Raw genomic sequence first — 19,250 nt, 5'->3', positions numbered from 1 at the left:
CACCGCTCGCGCACGCGGTTTGTCGAGCCCGCAGTCTCTGAGAGTACGCGGTCAAGCGGCCCGTCGGCTGCGCCGAGCTGCCCGGACTGGAGTGCCGGTCGCCGCTCAGGCCGGCCGGGTGGGGGTCGGGTGCTCCTCGACGGTTCCGGCAGCCACGAGATGGTCGATCTCGGCAGCGTCGAATCCGATGCCGGCGAGCACTTCGCGGGTGTGCTCGCCGTAGCGGGGCGAGGCACCGAGGACGGGGCTGCCCGCGTCGCTGAAGCGCAACGGCATCCCTGAGGTGGTGTAGCGCCCGAACTCGGAATGCTCGAGGTCCACGACATAGTCGTTGGCTCTGATCTGGTCGTCGTCCAGCGCCTCGTAGGGCAAGTTGTACGGACCGCAGGGGAACTCGACCTCGCGCAACGCGGTCAGCCACTCCGCAGTGGTTCGTGTGCGAAACAGGGACTCGGCTGCGTCGACCACGCTGCGAAACGCATCGGAACTCGGGTCCTGCGTGCCGGGGCGTGCGAGACCGGTCACTCGGTGGAACTTGTCCTGCAGCGCAGCGCTCAGGCCCGCCACGCTGATCATCCCGTCGAGGGTCAGATAGGTGCGGAAGTACAGGCGAAAGGCACCGGCGCCGGGTGTGACGCGCTCCTCGTAGAGTCTCCGCTGATCGGCGAAGCCGACGCCTGCTGCACGCGCGGCGTCGATGTCGGATCGCAGTTCGGCGACGGCCTCTGCATCGGCCTCGAAGCCGCCGATCATCGGCGTGGCCAGCGCCATGGCGGTTCCGAGCAGCGAACTGTCGACGCGCTGGCCTCGGCCGGTCACGTCACGATGACGCAATGCGGCCACTACCCCGAGCGCAGAGACCATGCCGGTACCGAAGTCGTTGACCGCTGGACGTGTGGCCGACGGAACACCGTGCTCTGCGCGGTTCATCACGAAGCCCGCGCCGCTGCGTGCCTGCACCAGCACGTCGTAGCCGCCCACATGGGCGTCGGGACCCTCTGGCCCGAAGGCGGTGTGGGCGAGGTACACCAGACGCTCGTTGACCGCGCTGGCGTGATCCCAATCGATGCCGTAGCGCTTGAGATCACCCTGCTTGAACGCCACCAGAGCGACATCGGCCCACCCGAAGAGCGCGTCGATCACGCCGGCAGCGCCCGGATGCCCCAAGTCCAGCACGATGGCCCGCTTGCCGGGGTTGATCAGCGCGTATCCCCTGCCTTCGGTGGGCGTCAAGGCGGCGAGCGAGCGCATGGCGTCGCCGCCCGGGGGTTCCACCTTGACCACATCGGCGCCCATGCCGGCGAGCAGCCTGCCGCAGTGCGGGATCGCCGCGTTCTGTGCCAGCTCCACAACGTTGATCCCCGTCAGAATGCCGTCACCCCGCTGATCCGGCACCGGCTCGCCGTCCGCGGGTTGCGGCACATCGGTCGTCGGCACAGCAGTCATGGGCTTGTCGCTTCGCGTCGGGGCGTATACGGGTCCTGCGTGCCGGCAGGGATCAGCGGATGATCGGCCACGCTGTCCCAGAATTCGGCCACCGCCGCCATCACGGGGCGCTGCAGCCACGTGTTGGAGGGCAGGAACACGTCGCGGCGTTCCCGCGGGTCCTCGTAAAGATTGAACGCCCGCGGGATGCTGAGCTCGATCGGCGGGTCGCCCATGTACTCCTGCCAGACGAAGTGCAGCTTCCAGTTGCGCCACTTCACGGCGTGGAGCCGATCCGCGACGAAGCACAGCACCGAGTCGCGCTCCGAGCGCTCCGATGAGCCTTCGAGCAGCGGCAGCAGATCGACGCCGTCGATGGGTCTGTCGGTCGGCACGTGGGCGCCAGCGACTCCGGCGAGCGTGGCGAAGATGTCGGTGGCGTGCGCCAGCTCGTTGCTGACACGTCCGGCAGGGAGGCGCCCTGGCCAGCGGGCGATGAACGGCACTCGCAGGCTGCCTTCCATCGCCGTGAAGTACGAGCCGCCCCACGGCCCGGTCCAGCCTCGCCACGGCAGCACGTCCTCTGCGCCGTTGTCGCTGGTGAAGATCACCAGTGTCTCAGCGCCGACGGCCAGCTCGTCGAGCACGCCCACGAGATGCCCCACCCGGTCGTCGGTCTCACGCAGAGCGTCGGCAAAGTCGCCCAGACCAGTGACGCCGGCGTAGTCGGGATGCGGCAGCGTCGGGAAGTGCGGGAACGCGAGCGGCAGGTAGACGAAGAACGGTTGGCCCGCTTCGGCGCAGCGTCGAATGAAGTCCTCGCCCCGCCCGAAGGCCTCGGCGTCGAATTCGGCACGCCGTGCAGTGTCGTAGGGAGCCACCGCCTCGCTGGCCTGGCCCGCAAGCCCGGCCAGCAGCACCTCCGGCGGCACCACGTCGGGGTCGTAGCCCACGGCAGTCGACCAGAGCGAGGAGTCGTGGGTCTCCGCCAGCCCCCACCACTCGTGGAAGCCCCGTTCGTGGGGCTGGCGTCCTGGTCCCGCGCCCAGATGCCACTTGCCGTAGTGCGCGCATCGATAGCCCCGCGCCGACAGCAGTTCGGCTAGGGTGATTTCCCAGCGCACCAAGCCGCTGGGCTGGCCGGGCAGCGGGATGCGCACCGTGCCGGACCGAATGGGGATGCGACCGGTCATCACCGCAGAACGCGACGGCGTGCACTGCGCTTCCATGTTCATGTTGGTGAGACGCATGCCTTCGGCAGCCAGACGGTCGATGTTGGGCGTCGGCACGCCGCGCACCAGCCCGCCGCCGTAGCAGCCGAGCTCGCCGTACCCCAGGTTGTCGACGAACACGAACACGATGTTCGGGCGGCCTAGGTTCGGACTGCCCGGTTTCGAACTGTCGAGCTTCGGCTCGCCAGCGGGCTGGTCAGACATCCGGTGCAGCCACAGCTTCTCGGGCCACAGCGTCGCGGACCGCGTTCGACCGTGTCGATAGCTCGCTCACCGGACGGCCGCCCAGCTGCGGTCCGCTGGTGTGCAGATGGCACCAGACGGTGCCTCCTGCAGCGGTGGCGACCGGCTCGGGGAACGACTCCCGGCACACGTCGAGGGCGTGCGGACACCGCTCAGCAAAGGGACAGCTGTCGGCCGGCGCTCGTCCGCTGGCGCCGGCGATGCCTTGGGCCAGCTCGCGTCGGCGCTGCGACTTGACCTTCTGCACGGCTGGGTCGGGATCGGGAATCGACGCCAGCAGCAGATCGGTGTACGGGTGCGTCGGACGCTCGCAGATGTCGTCGGCATCACCCAGCTCGACGATGCGGCTGTGGTACATGACCGCGATGCGGTGGCAGGTGTGGCGCACAACCGCCAAGTCGTGTGCGATCAGCAGGTACGCCGTGCCAGTCTCGCGCTGCAGGCGTTCGAGCAGGTTGATGACCTGGCTCTGGGTGGAGACGTCCAGCGCGGAGACCGGCTCGTCCAGCACCAGCAGGTCCGGCTCGGTCGCCAGCGCTCGGGCCACCGCGATCCGCTGACGCTGGCCGCCGGAGAACTCGTGCGGGTACCGATCGAGGTGATGGCGCTGGAGTCCGACCTGTTCGAGCAGTTCGCCCGCCCTGTTGCGCGCCGCGCCGGCGTTCATGTCGAAATGGATGCGCAGAGGCTCCGCGATGATCGCGCCCACCACCATGGAGGGGTTCAGCGAGCCCACCGGGTCCTGGAATACCACCTGCACGGACTTGCGGTATGCGGTGGGCACGCGGCGGCCGAAGCCGGTGACGTCGAAGTCGCCCAGCCGTATCGAGCCGCTGTCGGGCTGCAGGAACCGCAGCACCGCGCGACCCAAGGTGGTCTTGCCCGATCCCGACTCGCCGACCAGCCCCAGCGTGTCGCCGGCGTCGATGACGAGCGACGCGTGCTGCACTGCACGCACGTCCGGCAGCTTCTGCCACGGCAGCGCGCCACGTCCCCCCGGGAACACGATCGTGAGGTCGTCGACGTGCAGCAGCGGCTCGCTCATGCCGGCTCTCCCCGCTGCACGCCTTGCAGTTCGAGTTCGTGGCTGCGCTCGCAGCGCACGAGCGACACCCCAACGCTTCGCAGATCCACGGGACCGCGTCGGCATTCGACCGTCTCGTACCGGCAGCGGTCGGCGAAGTGGCAACGCTCCGGCCATTCCCATGGCGGCGGCACCACGCCCGGAATCGTGGGCAGATCGCCCGAGCGCGGCTCGTTGCGAGGGATCGCTGCGATGAGGCCTTCGGTGTAGGGGTGGCGTGGCCGGGCGAACACGTCGTCGAGACGGCCGGTCTCGACGATCTCGCCTGCGTACATGACGGCGACCCGATCGGCCAGATCGGCTACTACGCCCAAGTCATGGGTGATCAGCAGGACCGACACGCCGCGGGAGGCAGCCAGCTCTCCGATGAGGTCGAGCATCTGGCCCTGCACGGTCACGTCGAGCGCGGTCGTCGGCTCGTCGGCGATCAGCAGTTTCGGCTCACACGACAGCGCCATGGCGATCATGACCCGCTGGGCCATGCCGCCCGAGAACTGATGTGGGTAGGCGTCGATCCGCTTGCGCGGGTCGGGTATGCCGACCTCGGCAAACAGCTCGATCACCCGTTCTCGGGCTTGGCGCTTGCTCATGCCCAAGTGGACTCGCAGCGGCTCTGCCACTTGGCGACCGACGGTGTAGGCAGGGTTCAGCGCGGCAGACGGCTCCTGAAAGACGATGCCGATGTCCCGGCCGCGAATGCGCCGAAGCTCGCCGAAGTCCATGCCCACCAACTCTTTGCCGTCCAGCATGATCGACACTGCCGAGGCTTGGCCCGGATCAGGCACCAGTCCCATCAGCGACAGTCCGGTGATGGTCTTGCCGGAGCCCGATTCCCCCACCAGCGCCACCACCTCGCCCCGGCCGATGTCGAGATCGACACCGCGCACGACGGTCATGTCGGTGCCCTCGCCGGGCTTGGGGAACACGATGTCGAGCCCGCGCAAGCTCAGCAGCGGAACGTCGGCTTCGGGCGGACGCGGAGGCGCCGCTGCGCTGGGCTGGCCAAGACTGGGCCGATCGAGACTGGGCTGGCCGAGACTGGGCCGATCGAGACTGGGCAGCCGCGGAAGCACGTCGCCCACGCCGACCCGTCCGCCGCGGGCCTCTCGGGCGAAGGCGTCGCGCAGCCCGTCGCCGAAGACGTTGAAGGCCACCACGGTGAGGAAGATGGCGACTCCCGGCGGAATGGCCGGCCAGATCGTGCGGTCGATGCTCAGCTCCGCATCCCGCAGCATCCGGCCCCAGCTCGCCTGGCTGGCATCGGCGCCGATGCCCAAGAAACTCAACGCCGCCTCTGCCAGCACGGCCTGGGCGAACAGCAGCGTGGTCTGCACGATCAGCGGGGGCGCGATGTTGGGAAGGATGTGGCGCCACATGACACGCCGGTCCGATGCCCCGGCAGCTCGGGCGCCGTCCACATAGAACTCCTCGCGTGCCGCGAATACCTCGGCACGGGTGAGACGGGTGATGATCATGGAGTAGACCAGCCCGATCGCCAGCATCGCGTTGGTCAAGCCAGTGCCCAAGCCCGTGATGATCGCCATGGCCATCACGACGGCGGGAACGGCCACCACGGTCTCCACCAGCCGCATGGCGACGCGGTCCACCCAGCCGCGGAAGTAGCCGATCACGAGGCCCAGCGGCACCCCTATCACCAGCGCCACGAGCACCGCTTCCACTCCGGCGATGAGCGCATAGCGTGCGCCGTAGAACAGCCGGGTGAGAATGTCGCGGCCGACGTGATCGGTGCCCAGCAGGTAGCCGGCCTCGCCTGGACTGAACAGCACGTCCTGGAAGCGGGTCGCGAAGGTCTCGTCATGCGAGGTGAACACCGGTGCGAACACCGCGGCGATGATCGTCAGCACCAAGTAGACGGCGCCGGCGACGGCCACCTTGTTGCGCCGCAGCCTGACCCAAAAGCGCCCCCGGACCTCTCCCGCGGCCGACTCGGCAGCACCGGGCAGGCCTGCTGCGGTGGGCACTTCAGCGAGCCGGCTCATTCCGGCCTCACCTTGGGGTTCAGCCACGCGTAGCTCATGTCGAGCACGATGTTGACCAGGACCACCACAGCCGAGGTCACCAGCACGAAGCCCAGCAGTGCGGGCATGTTCTGGCGCAGGATCGCGTCCACGCCGAACCGGCCCAGCCCGGGCACGTTGAAGACGAACTCCACGAAGATCGAGCCGCCGATGAGCGCCGAGGTCTGGAATCCGGCAAGGGTGACCACCGGTATGGCGGCATTGCGAATGGCGTGTCGTGACACCACCCGCCGCACCGGCAGCCCCTTGGCCAGCGCGGTCCGGATGTAGTCGCGTTGCAGCACGCCGATCATCGACGACCGCGCCTGGCGCGCTATCGCCGCCGACGCCGAGATGCCCAGCGCGATGCAGGGCAGCAGCAGTGCTTCGAGCCACTCCCCGATCGATGCGGGCCGGGTCATTGGCCAGATGGCCGGCAGCCACCGCAGCTTGACGCCGACGTAGTAGGCCAGCAGCAGCGCAATCCAGAAGTTCGGGACGGCGAGGCCCAGCGACGACGTCCCCGTGATGATCCGGTCCGGCAAGCGACCCGCCTTCAGTGCGGCAGTGACGCCGAACACCATGCCGATCAACAGCGCGACGATCAGCGAGCCGAACACCATCGCAGCCGTGACTGGGATGCGGTCACGCAGCTCGGTGGTGATCTGTTCGCCGTTGAACCAGTTGGTGCCCAGATCGCCGACCACGGCGCTGTTCAGCCAGTCCCAGTACTGCGCCAGCAGCGGCCGGTCGATCCCGAGCTCTGCTCGCTTGAGCGCCAGCGACTCGAGGTCGGCGTCGTCGCCCATGATGGTGGCCGCCGGATCGACCGGGTTGAGCTGGGCCAAGAAGAACACCAGCGTGGCCACCATCAGCATCAAGGGGATCGCCGCGATGAGGCGACTGACCAGCAGTCGGAACACCTCGTACCCCCTGTGTTGTGTCGGCGAGTCATGCAGGCGAGCGTGGCGGCCGAGCCGCTCGGGCCCGGCCGCCTGCTCAGTTCGTCATCGCGGCACCAGCCGTCGTATCTCGCGCGACGATGTGGATCGATCAGCGGTTGATGCGCACGCCGTAGGGCATGGGCGCCTGCATGTTGAGGCCCAGCGTGACACCCGACACATATGGCGCATACAGGGCGTTCTGGCCGCCGTGCGCCAGCGGCAGCACCACGCCGCGGTCGATCAGACCCTCCATGACCTCGGCATACAGCGCTTTGGCGGCGTCGGCCGACGGGGCGTTCAGCGCCTCCACCAGCGTGGCTTCGAGATCGTTCAGGTCATCGAGGCCGAACGCGTTGAAGCGGCCGCTCACGCCCATGAACTTGCCGAGGTCACGCGCCGGATGCACCAGCAGGTCGCGGAACCACGAGATGCCCCACTGCGCAGTCGCTGTGCCCGGTCCGAGCTCGCCGTTGTTGATCTGGATCAGATCGATGTTGATGCCCGACTGGCCGAGCATCTGCACCACGAACTCCACAATCGGGTTGATGGCCGGCATGATCGGCATCTGGATGGTGACGCCGTCTGGATAGCCCGCTTCGGCCAGCAGACGCCGAGCCTCGTCGGCATCGTAGCTGTACTTCGTGTCCAGCTCGGGAACGTTGAACTGGCTGAACGCGGGCGGGTAGATGCCGCCGAGGCTGTCGGCCTTGCCGAAGTGGACGGTGTTGGCATACGCCTCGCGGTCCAGCGACAGCAGAATCGCACGCCGCACCCGCTCGTCGGCCAGGGGCGAATCGAACTCGCCCGCCCGGTCAGTGACGATGAGGTAGGCGAAGAAGTTCGGCACCGAGATCAGCACGTTCCCGGCTTCCACGCCCGCATCGATCTGCGCGTCACGCGTGGTGGACATGATGTCGGCCTCTTCGGTGAGCAACGCGTTCAGCCGTGCGTTGTTGCCCGGCACCGCAGTCACCGTCACCGTCTCGACACCTTGGTCGGCCGGATTCCAGTAGTTCGGGTTGAGGTTGTACACCTCGGTCACGCCGGCTTGGCTTTCCTCCTTGGACCAGATCCACGGGCCTGAGCCCTGCGGATCACGCGAGAGATCGTGGCCGTCGAGCGCGTTCGGGCTGATCATCATGCCCATCACCATCGACATCTCCAGCGGGAACTGGGGCGCGGGCACTGCGAACTCAACCTCGAAGGTGGTGTCGTCGATCACCCTGGCTTCCGTGAATGCCGCCCACGTGGCTGCATTCGGATTGCCGGGGAACTCTGCGTGGTAGTGCATGTTGTCCACCGCGACCTGCGCAGTGAATGCAGCGCCGTCGTGGAAGGTCACGTCGTCTCGCACGGTGAAGCGCCAGACGTTCGGCGACGGCTGCGTCCACGATGTGGCAAGCGACGGCGCCAAGCTGAAGTCGTTGCGCTGTCTGGTCAGCGTGTCATAGACCGGGTAGTGGTAGGCGCTCTGGGCGGACTGGCTGGCAGCCGGGTTGAAGCTGGTGACCGGCGAGAACTCGACCATGCGCAGCGTGCCTTCGGGCGGCGGGATCGGCACGGCTGTGGTCGTCGTGGCGCCCATCGTGGTCGTAGTCTGCTCCACTGCCGCAATCGTCACCTCGGTCTGCGCCTGGGTCGTCGGCGCAGCGGCCGCCGCGGCGGTGGTCGCGGGCGCAGCCGTGGTCGCCGAAGCGGTCCCGCCGCCGGAATCCGAACTGCCGCCGCCGCAAGCGCTGGCTGTCAACGCCAGCGCCGTCAGCACGGTCATGAGACGCGTCACGCGCCGAGTAGGCAAGCTCACCAGCCTGTCCTCCCAGATGTCGAGCGCCGTCCCCTGAACTCCGCGGCGCTGGCTGTCAGTTCGTCGAACGATAGTCAGCCGGACGCCGCAGCGCTGCGGGCAGCACCACGACGAACTCGGCACGGGCACATCGATGCCGGGGTCGCAGCGTGTCCCGGCGACGGCAATCGGATCAGCCGACCACGATCGGCACGGACCGCGGGCCGCGGATCTGTCCCGTGGACCACGTGACCTCCGCTCCGGGCGCAATCGAGTACTCCGGGATGTGCCGCAACCACGTCTCGAGTGCGATCTCCATTTCGAGGCGTGCCAGATTCGAGCCGAGGCAGCGATGGATGCCGGCGCCGAAGGCCACATGCCGGTTCTCGGCACGATCGATGACCACGTCGTTTGCTCGGTCGAACCGCTGCGGGTCACGGCAGGCGATGGGGAACGTCATCATCACGTGATCCCCGGCGCGCATCTCCACTCCGTTGACCTCCGTGTCGACGGTGACCCGACGGGCCACGTTCACCGGCGCATAGGCCCGCAGGAACTCCTCCATGGCTCTGGGCAGCAGTTCCGGTGCTGCTGCGAGCCGGCGGCGGTCGTCGTCGTGGCAGGCGAGGTGCCACAGTGCTGCGCCGATGGAGCTCCAGGTGGTGTCGATGCCGGCCACGAGCTGCAGCACCAACATTCGCTCGATGAGGTGATCCGGGAGCGGCTCACCGCCCATCTCTGCGGCGACCAGGTGGCTGATCAGGTCGTCGCCGGGCTCGGCGCGCCGGGCTGCCATGACCGTCGCCATGTAGTCGCGCACCTCGGTGATCGCCCGTGCCATGACGGCGCCGTCGTTGGGCCCGGCCGCGAGGATGTCGAAGATCCACGCGCGGAACTGATCGCCGTCAGCAGGGTCGATTCCCAGAATGGAGGCAATGGCGCCCACGGGGATGTGCTGGCTGTACTCGACGGCAGCGTCGCCGTAACCCCGCTCGGCTATTTCGGCTGCACGCGCCTCGCAGTCGGCAGCGATGTGGCTACGCCAGCTCTCGATGCGCTTGGGCGCGAAGAACGGGAGCAGAGTGCGTCGGATGTCGAGGTGCTCGGGAGGGTCGGAGTTGATCGGCGGGAAGTAGCCACGGTCCACGGTGCCGCCTCGGCGGATCCCGTGGTGGACGTTGGAGAACGTCTGGGGGTCGTTCGCGATGCCGACGATGTCGTCGTAGTGCAGCGGGAGCCACACGCCTTCGTTGAACCGCTCCGAGTGCCCCATCGGGCAGCGGTCTCGCAGGTCTGCCCAGATGGGGAACGGATCGTTCACCCATGCCGGGTCGTTGAAGTCCCAGTCGGTGGCGAAGTCCTGCACGGGCGGTATCGCCGCGTCGGCGGCTGAGGCATCGGTGGAATCGTCGGTGTAGGTCACAGCAGCGGGCGTTGCAGCTCGTCGGCGCGGCAGCTCAGACCGGCCGGTCGCCGAGCAGCGTGACCCGTTCCATGCGCCGATGCAGTCCGCCGTGGTCCGGCACCGCGTAGTGCTGCGTGCAACGGTTGTCCCACTGCGCGATCGAGCCTGGCCGCCAGCGGAACCGGCACTGGAACTCCGGCTCGCTCGCCTGCTCGTACAGCCGACGCCGCAGCGGTCGGCTCTCCTCAGGCGTCATGCCGTCGATGGTGAGCGTGAACGGGCGGTTCACGTACAGGCTCTTGCGGCCGGTCACTGGATGCGTGCGCACGATGGGGTGCTTCTGGTCCGGGTAGTCGTGGCGGGCCTGCTCCCGCTCGGCTTCGCTCATGTTGCGGCCGAACGCCTTCACGAACGAGTGGATCGCGTAGCGCCCGTCGATCTGCTCCTTGATGTCGTCGGGCAGCCGCTCGTAGGCCAGTTCCATGTTCGCCCAGCAGGTGTCGCCACCATAGGCGGGCACGATCCGCCCCAGCAGGACCGAGCCGAGGGGCGGGCACTCACGGAAGGTCACATCGGTATGCCAGGTCTCGGCGGCCTCGAAGCTCTCCGGCGTGGACTCCAGCACGATGATCTCGGGGTGTTCGGCGATGTTCCGCGTGAAGGGATGGATCTCCAGCTCGCCGAGCGCGCGGCCGTAGGCGACGTGCTGCGCGTGGGTCAGGTTCTGATCGCGGAAGAACAGCGCCTTGTGGTCCATCCAGGCGTCCTGCAGCTCGCGGATCAGCTCGTCGTCCAGCTCGCGAAGATCGACGCCGGAGACCTCGGCGCCGATGGTGCCGGTCACCGGCTCGACGCGGATGCGGTCGTAGTGCTTCGGCGTGACGGCATCGATGCGCATGGCTGGTCCCCTGTTCCCCCGCCGGCGTCACGTCGCGGGCGAGCCCGTGCGCGTAGATTAGCCACGCCGTTGTCGAGCTTCACGACGATGTCGAGCCGAGATGCTGTCCGTCGCGACGTCGACCGCCGAAAGGAAAGAGCAGATGCCTGATGTCGTGGGTTACCGAGCCAAGATCGGCGTCATCCTGCCCTCGACCAACACCGTGGTGGAGCACGACTTCGCCCGGGTGCGGCCCCCGGGGGTGACCTTCCACAGCGGGCGCTTCCTGGTGGAGGCGCCCGACCTGAGCAGCGACGAGGCGTTCCTGCATTTCCTGGACCTCATACGCAAGACCATCCCGCCGTCGGTTCACGACCTGATGACCTGCAAGCCCGACCACATCCTGATGGGCATGTCGGCAGAGACCTTCTGGGGCGGCAAGGAAGGCAACGCGGCGTTCTTGGCACGTGTGGCAGAAATCGCCGGCGACATCGGCATCACCTCGGGCGCGTCGTCGTGCAACGCCGCTCTCGAACGGCTCGGCGTGTCGCGCATCGCCTGCCTCACGCCCTACCAGCCCGCCGCAGACGAGCAGGTGTACGGCTACTTCACCGAGTGCGGCTTCGACGTGAAGCGCGTACACGGTCTGCGCTGCGAATCGGCGACCTCCATTGCCGACGTCACTCCCGACACGCTGGTGGACGTGCTCAAACGCCTCGACGGAGACGACATCGACGCCATCGTGCAGTGCGGCACGAACCTCTCCATGGTGGAAGTGGCCGACCAGGCGGAGCGCTGGCTGGGCAAGCCGGTGCTGGCCATCAACGCCGTGTGCCTGTGGCACGCGCTGCGCACGCTCGGCATCGACGACCAGTTCGTGGGTCACGGGACGATGCTCCGCGAGTTCTGACGTGTCCGCGCCCAGCGTCATCGTCGTGGGCGCAGGCCCGGTCGGCTGCGTCGCCGCAGCGGCACTGGCGGCACGCGGCATCCACGTGACCCTCCTCGAAGCCGCCCCGCGGCTGCCGAGACAGCTGCGCGCCTCCACCTTCCATCCCGCCACGCTCGACGTGCTCGAAGAACTCGCCCCCGGCGTGGTCGACGAGATGCTGGGGCGCGGTCTGGTGGCGCCCCGTTTCGCCTATAGGGACCGCCGCAACGGCGTCGTGGCCCGGTTCGACCTCGGCTCGCTGGCCGACGTGACCCGCCACCCATTCCGGCTCCAGTGCGAGCAGTACAAGCTGTGCGAGATCATGCTGGAGCGCTTCGAGCGCGCCGAGCATGTCCGTGTCTGCTTCGGCGCAGAGGCAGTCGCAGCGGCTGCTGCGGGCGACGCTGCCTCGGTGCGGCTGGCATCGGGCGAGACGCTCACCGCCGACGCAGTGGTCGGCGCCGACGGCGCGTCCAGCGCGGTCCGCAAGTCGCTGGGCCTGGGCTTCGACGGCATGACCTACGAGGACCGCTACCTGGTGCTGTCCACGCCGTTCGAGATGGCAGAGCACCTGAGCGACCTGGAGTACGTCAACTACATCTCCGACCCAGACGAATGGCTGGTGCTGCTGCGCACGCCGGAGCTGTGGCGGGCACTGTTCCCCGTCGGCGACGGTGAGACCGACGCCGAGGCGCTCAGCGATTGCAGCGCTCAGCGCAGGCTCAACGGGGTGGTGGCCCGACACGAGCCCTACGAGGTCGCTCACCGCACCATCTATTCGGTACACCAACGGGTCGCGGACCGATTCGTGGTCGGCCGTGTGGTGCTGATGGGCGACGCTGCGCACATCAACAATCCTCTCGGGGGCATGGGCATGAACGGCGGTGTCCATGACGCCGTGCTGCTCGGCGGGTCGCTGGCCGCCGTGCTGCTTGGCGACATCGGTGCCGACCGGCTCGACCGTCATGCCGAGCTGCGCCGGAAGCTGGCCATCGAGTACGTGAAGCGTCACACGCACGAGAACGCCGTAAGCCTGGCCGCCCCCGACGGCGCCGCTCGACAGCGCGCCCTCGATCAGATGGCCGCTCGGGCCGGCGACCCCGACGCAGCCCGCGCCTACCTGCTGCAGGCCAGCATGATCAACGCCGTACACGCCATGCGCGCAGAGCTGGAAGAGGTCGGCCATGTCCGGCACGGCGGCATCACGCCGGTGTCCACCAGCGGTGCCGTGCCGAATTAGTGTTGCGCCGTATCTGGGGACGATTCGCCCAGACTGCGCCAAGGCGCCGACACTCGGGCGAGTCCGCAAAGGAGAGGTCATGTCCGAGACGTTCACCACCACAGCACGCCGCGTGTTGGTCACCACGGCGGTCGTCGTCCTTGCCGGCTTCGCTGCAGCCCCCATGGCCGCGGCAGACCACGGCATGGGCCACAACGGCGAGACGATGGAGCTGTCCAAGAGCGAGGACATCGCAGACGGCGAGGTGGTGACCGTCATGCTCAGCAGCTGGCTGCCGGGCAACACTGCCACCATCGTCACCTGCTACGCCTTCCCGGCGGTCGGGCCCACAGACTGCGAGCTGAGCAACTACGGCGAGCACACCGTGATCATCGGCGACGACGGCACCGCCACCTACGACTACCCGGTGGCCGTGGTGCCGGGCCGCTGCGACGAGACGACCTCGTGCTTCATCGTGGCCGGCGATGCCTTCGGGCCGAACGCCAACTACGCAGCTCACCCGATCACCTTCGCCGCTGCGCCCGAGCCTGAGCCCACGACCACCACCGCCGCGCCTACCACCACCGCCGCGCCGACAACGACAGCGGCACCAACCACCACCGCCGCGCCGACGACCACGGCAGCCCCCACGACCACCGCACCACCCGCCACGACCGCTGCGCCCGACGAAACGCCGGCATCAGCTCAGGCCGACACCACATCTCAGGCCGATGACAGCACGTCGGTGTGGGCATGGCTGGTTCCGGTGATCATCGCGGCTGCAGTCGTCGCAGCAGCGGCGGTGCTGTTGGCCCGGCGGCGCAGCAGCAGATGACAGATGAGCGCAGCCCGAAAGCAGCGAGACGAGCCACTGGCGAACTGCTGATCGAGGACATGACCGATGCCGAGCGCGAGCGCGCCCGGCGCGTTGACTCGGTGCTGCCGGCGATCGCTGAGCGAGCCGAAGAGGCAGACCGCATCGGTGAGTTTCCGCTCGCCCACGTCCGCACGATCTCAGAAGCCGGACTGCTGGGTCTGACGGTGCCGACCGCCTACGGAGGGCTCGGCGGCGGGCTGCGCGACCTTGCGGCCGCAACCTTTGCCATGGCCACGGCCTGCGCATCCACCTCGCTCACCTACTACTTCCAGTGCAGTGGATCGTCGCGAGGCCTGCTGCCGCTGGCTGCCGCCGATGCCGGCCTGTTCGCCGACGAGGACGTGCCGCACGTGCGGGCATTCGGCGAGACGGTGCTGCGGCGCATGGGCGCGCAGGGTCGCTGGGTGGCGAATTTCGCCAGCGAGTCGGTACGCAGCAAGGACGCAGCGATCACCATTGCCACCGAAGCATCGCGTGCGCCCGGCGGCTGGGTGCTCAACGGCGTCAAGTCGTTCGGCTGCGCCACGGGCGTCGCCGACGACTACCTGGTCACCGCCAAGCTCGACACCGGCGACACGGCGGAGTCGCTGGCTATGTTCCTGATTCCTCGGGACACACCCGGCGTGAGCGAGCGAGCCAAGTGGGATGCCATCGGCATGCGAGCCACCGCCACCCACGGCATCGTGCTGCAGGACGCGTTCGTGCCCGACGACCACGCGCTCACGGTTTCCGGGACGTTCGTCAAGATGACGCAGATGAGCCGCGGCAGCTTCGTCGGCAACCAAGTCGCGCTCTCCTCGGTGTACGTGGGCGCAGCTCAGGCCGTCTACGACTTCGCGCTGAGCTACTTGAGGTCCACCACCTACCACGGCAGCGACGAGCCCATCGGCGGCAGCGACCTGCATCGCCAGCTGATCGGCAAGATGCGGGCGCACCTCGACACTGCGTACCTGTGGGCTCGGCGCCAGATTCTCCTGGAGAGTTCTGAGACAGACATCATTCCCAAGAACGACGTGGTGGCCAACTGGCGCATCGCCAAGGGCGAGATCGCCGACAACTGCTTCGCGGTCGCCACCGTGGCCCTGAAAGCGTGCGGCACCGGCAACACGGCCATGAGCGGGGCGATCTCGCGGGGCCTGCGCGACCTGTCCATGGGCTTGGTGCAGGGCTTTCCCGCCGAGCGTGGCCGCCTTGAGGCAGCCTCCTACCACGTCTTGGGCCGCGAGGGCGCCCAGTTCGCAACCGCCGGTGCCAGGCCGTGAACCGGCTGGCGAAGCGGCCGTGGTTCTTTCCCTCGCTGGCCGTGTTCTTGTACCTGACCGGGATGAACGACGAGGCGCTTCACCGGCTCGGCCAGTGGTGGCTCAGCTTCGGGCGCTGGGGGCAGACCGTTGCGGTGCTGGTGCTGCTGACGCTGCTCGCATACTTCACGCTGGACATGGTCGGCCGTCGCCGTTCGGCCTACCGAACTGCGGTCCGCGCTGCGGCTGACACCGGCTCGCGCCGTGGTTCGCCCAGTGGGCGCATTGAGCAAGGCCCGCGCTAGACCGTTCGCTTGCCGACTCACCCCATCGATTCCTGCCGACTGAGCATCGAGGTACCCCATGCCACCCGCCGACAGCACCTTCGGTCACTGCTCCACCAACGGCGGCAGGTGCGCCGGCAGCCGACTGCTGGGCCGGCTGCGGCGCCGACCCGTGCAAGTGCGGCGGCTCGGCTGGCGAGCTGCAGTGCTGGCAGCGATGCTGGCCGTCGCTGCCTGCTCACAAGCGGCTGACCCGCACGGCGCGTTGCCGGAGACGACGGCCGCGCCGACGACTGCTGCAGACGACTCCGCAGCCCAGAGCCCGGATCCGGATGCGCCCGATGGCGGCCAGTCCGAGGACGGATCAGGCAATGGCCAAAGCGGCAGCGGTGCGGACGCCGAGAATCAACCCGAGCCTCCAGCCGGCCCCCCGCCTGCGGGATCCGACGCTCCAGGCGTCACCGACGACGCAGTGACCATCTCGTTCATCATCACCGACACCTCAGCGGTGGCCGCAGCCTTCGGCTGGGAGACGCCGGACGAGGGCGACCGCGAGGCGCAGCTGGCCGCACTGGCAGACCACTTCAACGCCGCGGGCGGCTTCGCCGGTCGCCAGATCGACGCCAAGGTCCGGCTCTTCAACGCCATCACCGACGGACCGGTCGCCGAGGAAGCCCTGTGCAACGCCATCACCCAAGACGACCAAGCCTTCGCCGTCGTGCTCACCGGCCAGCTGCAAGAGAACGCACGGCCCTGCTACCGCAACGCCCAGACGCTGATGTTCGACGCCACCTTGTACCCGGTGGACGTGACCGGCTTCGAAGCGCTGGCGCCGTACTACTGGTCACCGCTGCTGCCGTCCTACGACGACTTGGTGAAGGGGCTCGCCGCAGGACTCGTGGCCGACGGCTGGTTCGAGGGCGCGACGTTGGGAGTGCTGGCCATCGAGTCCGAGCTGGGCCAGCGGGTGTACGAGGAACAGTTCCTCCCCGTGCTGGCCGAAGTCGGCGTCGAGGTCGCCTCCTACAACACCATCGACCCGACCGACGGCACCTCGTTCGCCAACGATCAGCTGCAGGCGATCATCAACTTCAAGGAAGCGGGCGTGGACAAAGTCGTGGCAATCGGCGGGTCGCGTCTGGTCTCGTGGTTCATCGAGACGAGCATCACGCAGAACTTCGCTCCCGCGTACGCCATCACCAGCTACGACGCGCCCGAGTTCAACGTGTTCAACTTCGCGGAGATGCTGCCGGGCGCCAGCGGCATCAGCGTGCTGCCCGGCTACGACGTGGGCGACGACCAGCACGAGTTCCCCGCCGGGCCGGCAGAGCGAGAGTGCCTCGACGTCTTCACCGCCGCCGGGCTGGAGTTCTCCGAACGGGCCAACGTGCGCACCGGACTCATCTTCTGCGATGTGCTGCGCCTGCTGCGGGCGATCTCGCCGGATGTGACCGAGGTGAGCGCGCAAGGGGTCTCCGAAGCTGTGTGGCGTCTCGGCGACAGCTTCGAGGCGGCCTCGGTGTACGGGGTGAGCTTCACCGAGGGCAGCTACTCCGGTGGAGCGCTGTACCGGCGCTTCCGGTTCGACCCCGACTGTGAGTGCATGGCGTTGATCGGCGACCCGACGCGCTACGGCGACTGAGCCCGAATGGCGTCGCCCGACAGCGGCAGGGCTCGCCCCGCCGAGGCGAGACCGCTCGCGGCGATCTGCTGTCAAGCAGCTGCGCTGGCCTCGCCGGTGCCTGTCCTGCTGTTCCACCGCGAGGAGATGGCCGAGCGCTTGGGCGTGCTGGGAGCGCTCACCGGCGAATCGCTGCTGATCGGCACGACGGCGCTGATCGCCGTGCTGACCGTTCCTCGGCTGCGCGACCGGCTGCCTGCCGGCTTCCTGCTGCTGGCGGGCGGCGTGGCCTCGGCGGCCGGGCTGGCCCTGATGGCCTGGACGGTGCAGCTCACACTGTTCGTAGCCGGCGGCATGCTGCTGGCCGCCGGCTCGGCACCGGCGCTGGTGACGCACCGGATACTGCTGGCCAACAGCTCACAGCCCGCAGTGCGGTTCCGCACGATGTCGTGGTACTGGGCCGCAGCGACCGTCGGCGCCTGCTGGCCGCTGGCAGTGCAGGTGCCGATCTCGCCGAGCTACGGCGACCTGCTGTGGGCCTGCTGCGCGCTGACCGCCGCAGGCGCGCTGATGGGCGCGCGCCATGCGCTCGCCCACGACGACGACCACGAGACGCAGATCACCGCAGCCCGCACCGACATGCCGTGGGCTCGTCGGATGTACGCCGCAGCGTTCGCTGGGGGCGCTGCGGTGATCGGCGGCGCCGACGCTGCGCAGTCGCTGCTGCTGGGGGAATGGCAGCGCAGCCCGAGCCAGACCGCCGCTGTGCTGGCATCGCCGGTCGCGGCCGGCGCCCTGATCAGCGCGCTCGGACCGTGGTACCACCGGCTCCACCGACTGACCGAAGGCCGCCGAGCGGACGCCGTCGGGACCCAGCTGTTCGCCGCCGGCGCCTTGGTGCTGCTGGGCGGCCTGTCATTCACCTACATCGGGCTCGTGGCGTCCTGGATGGTGGCGGGCGGCGCGCTCAGCTTGGCCGCTGCCGGGCTGGACGCGGCCGCGTTCGCGGCGTTCGTGCCAGCGGTGCGCCGAGCCTTGGCCGCTCGGGCAGCGCTGTGGGTCGGCATCGGCGGGCTGGGTGCGTCGCTGGTCAACGCGCATCTCATCGGCGCTTGGTCGGACCAGTGGAAGGTCGCCTGGCTCGGGCTGCCGCTGATGGCGGTGGGCTGGACGACCCGCCGTCTTGCGCCCAGTGCCCGTGACGCGCAGACAGCAGTGACCGGAGCGCGGGCCACCGCAGCACCCCGGCGGGTGTACAGCCTCGAGCGCGACGGGGCCCAACCGCACCGTCGACCAGGGCCAGGCTCGCCGGCCGGCTGGCAAGCACCGCTGCTGTCGGTGGAGCAACTGTCGGTGGCCTACGGGTCCGTGCAGGTGCTCTTCGACGTGGGCCTCGAAGTGCGCGAGGGCTCGGTGGCCGCACTGCTGGGCACCAACGGCGCCGGCAAGACCACCCTGCTGCGGGCGATCTCCGGGCTGGCGCCGACCATCGGCGGGCGCGTCGTGTACGCCGGGCTGGACATCACCAGAACCCGTCCGACGTGGCGGGTCGGGATGGGCCTGCACCAAGTGGTCGGCGGCGAGGCCGTGGTCGGCCCGCTGACCGTGGCGGAAAACCTGCGCCTGTTCGGCCACGGCGCGCCGGCGTCGCGTCGAGCCGCAGGCATCGCCGAGGCCTACGACCTGTTCCCCCGCCTGGCCCAGCGGTCGCAGCAGCGTGCAGCCACGCTGTCGGGCGGCGAGAAGCAGATGCTCTCGCTGGCGCGTGCGATCATCATGCCGCCTCGACTGCTGCTGATCGACGAGTTCTCGCTGGGCTTGGCGCCGGCGGTGATCGCCGACCTGCTGCCGGTGGTCCGCCGCATCGCGGAACGGGGCGCAGCGGTGCTGCTGGTCGAGCAGTCGGTCAACATCGCTCTGGCCGTGGCCGACGACGCCTACGTCATGGAGAAGGGCGAAATCGGCTACTCCGGCGCGGCTGGAGAGCTGCGCGACCGGCCGAATCTGGTCCAGTCCGCCTACTTGGAGGGCCTGGCCCACGCCCTCACCCAGGATCGGTAGGCGCG

At 68.7% G+C, this 19,250-nt stretch carries 15 protein-coding genes; 7 read left to right on the top strand and 8 right to left on the bottom strand.

What is annotated here, in order from left to right:
* Positions 1 to 105 precede the first annotated feature (105 nt).
* The 8 genes from ACOGI4_RS08070 to ACOGI4_RS08035 all read right to left on the bottom strand — a co-directional run bounded on the left by ACOGI4_RS08070 (position 106) and on the right by ACOGI4_RS08035 (position 11,032).
* Positions 106 to 1,446 (bottom strand): CaiB/BaiF CoA transferase family protein, encoded by a 1,341-nt coding sequence (locus ACOGI4_RS08070; RefSeq protein ID WP_419841166.1) that lies wholly within the window; start codon positions 1,444 to 1,446, stop codon positions 106 to 108.
* Entirely contained in the window at positions 1,443 to 2,861 is a 1,419-nt protein-coding gene (locus ACOGI4_RS08065; RefSeq protein WP_419841165.1) for an arylsulfatase, read from the bottom strand. Before ACOGI4_RS08065 ends, ACOGI4_RS08070 begins: the two co-directional genes overlap by 4 nt.
* Positions 2,854 to 3,945, bottom strand: a complete 1,092-nt coding sequence (locus ACOGI4_RS08060; protein ID WP_419841164.1) for an ABC transporter ATP-binding protein — start codon at positions 3,943 to 3,945, stop codon at positions 2,854 to 2,856. The genes ACOGI4_RS08065 and ACOGI4_RS08060 overlap by 8 nt, the downstream gene beginning before the upstream one ends.
* Positions 3,942 to 5,984: a dipeptide/oligopeptide/nickel ABC transporter permease/ATP-binding protein gene (locus ACOGI4_RS08055; protein WP_419841163.1), complete on the bottom strand. Its 2,043-nt coding sequence runs from the start codon at positions 5,982 to 5,984 to the stop codon at positions 3,942 to 3,944. Before ACOGI4_RS08055 ends, ACOGI4_RS08060 begins: the two co-directional genes overlap by 4 nt.
* Positions 5,981 to 6,925: an ABC transporter permease gene (locus ACOGI4_RS08050; protein ID WP_419841162.1), complete on the bottom strand. Its 945-nt coding sequence runs from the start codon at positions 6,923 to 6,925 to the stop codon at positions 5,981 to 5,983. Before ACOGI4_RS08050 ends, ACOGI4_RS08055 begins: the two co-directional genes overlap by 4 nt.
* 130 nt (positions 6,926 to 7,055) lie before the next feature.
* Complete coding sequence (locus ACOGI4_RS08045; protein WP_419841161.1) at positions 7,056 to 8,750, bottom strand: ABC transporter substrate-binding protein; 1,695 nt, start codon at positions 8,748 to 8,750, stop codon at positions 7,056 to 7,058.
* A gap of 172 nt (positions 8,751 to 8,922) precedes the next feature.
* A complete protein-coding gene (locus ACOGI4_RS08040; RefSeq protein ID WP_419841160.1) occupies positions 8,923 to 10,152 on the bottom strand; it encodes a cytochrome P450 in 1,230 nt (409 codons plus the stop codon).
* A gap of 34 nt (positions 10,153 to 10,186) precedes the next feature.
* A complete protein-coding gene (locus ACOGI4_RS08035; protein WP_419841159.1) occupies positions 10,187 to 11,032 on the bottom strand; it encodes a TauD/TfdA dioxygenase family protein in 846 nt (281 codons plus the stop codon).
* A gap of 142 nt (positions 11,033 to 11,174) precedes the next feature.
* Here ACOGI4_RS08035 and ACOGI4_RS08030 point away from each other — a divergent pair, with 142 nt between their 5' ends.
* From ACOGI4_RS08030 to ACOGI4_RS08000, 7 genes are all read left to right on the top strand, one after another.
* The gene (locus tag ACOGI4_RS08030) at positions 11,175 to 11,921 is read left to right on the top strand and encodes an arylmalonate decarboxylase (protein WP_419841158.1); all 747 of its coding nucleotides are present in this window, start codon (positions 11,175 to 11,177) and stop codon (positions 11,919 to 11,921) included.
* Position 11,922: 1 nt separating this feature from the next.
* Positions 11,923 to 13,182: an FAD-dependent oxidoreductase gene (locus tag ACOGI4_RS08025; RefSeq protein ID WP_419841157.1), complete on the top strand. Its 1,260-nt coding sequence runs from the start codon at positions 11,923 to 11,925 to the stop codon at positions 13,180 to 13,182.
* A 79-nt stretch (positions 13,183 to 13,261) separates the two neighbouring features.
* Positions 13,262 to 13,996: a hypothetical protein gene (locus ACOGI4_RS08020; protein WP_419841156.1), complete on the top strand. Its 735-nt coding sequence runs from the start codon at positions 13,262 to 13,264 to the stop codon at positions 13,994 to 13,996.
* Positions 13,993 to 15,300 (top strand): acyl-CoA dehydrogenase family protein, encoded by a 1,308-nt coding sequence (locus tag ACOGI4_RS08015; protein ID WP_419841155.1) that lies wholly within the window; start codon positions 13,993 to 13,995, stop codon positions 15,298 to 15,300. The genes ACOGI4_RS08020 and ACOGI4_RS08015 overlap by 4 nt, the downstream gene beginning before the upstream one ends.
* A complete protein-coding gene (locus tag ACOGI4_RS08010; RefSeq protein WP_419841154.1) occupies positions 15,297 to 15,584 on the top strand; it encodes a hypothetical protein in 288 nt (95 codons plus the stop codon). The genes ACOGI4_RS08015 and ACOGI4_RS08010 overlap by 4 nt, the downstream gene beginning before the upstream one ends.
* A 58-nt stretch (positions 15,585 to 15,642) precedes the next feature.
* A complete protein-coding gene (locus ACOGI4_RS08005) occupies positions 15,643 to 17,205 on the top strand; it encodes a hypothetical protein (protein ID WP_419841153.1) in 1,563 nt (520 codons plus the stop codon).
* Positions 17,206 to 17,211: 6 nt separating this feature from the next.
* Complete coding sequence (locus ACOGI4_RS08000; protein WP_419841152.1) at positions 17,212 to 19,245, top strand: ATP-binding cassette domain-containing protein; 2,034 nt, start codon at positions 17,212 to 17,214, stop codon at positions 19,243 to 19,245.
* The last annotated feature ends 5 nt before the right edge of the window (positions 19,246 to 19,250 follow it).

Source organism: Candidatus Poriferisodalis sp. (assembly GCF_965205175.1).
GTDB lineage: Bacteria > Actinomycetota > Acidimicrobiia > Acidimicrobiales > Poriferisodalaceae > Poriferisodalis.
This window is presented reverse-complemented; position numbering and strand designations above follow the sequence as displayed.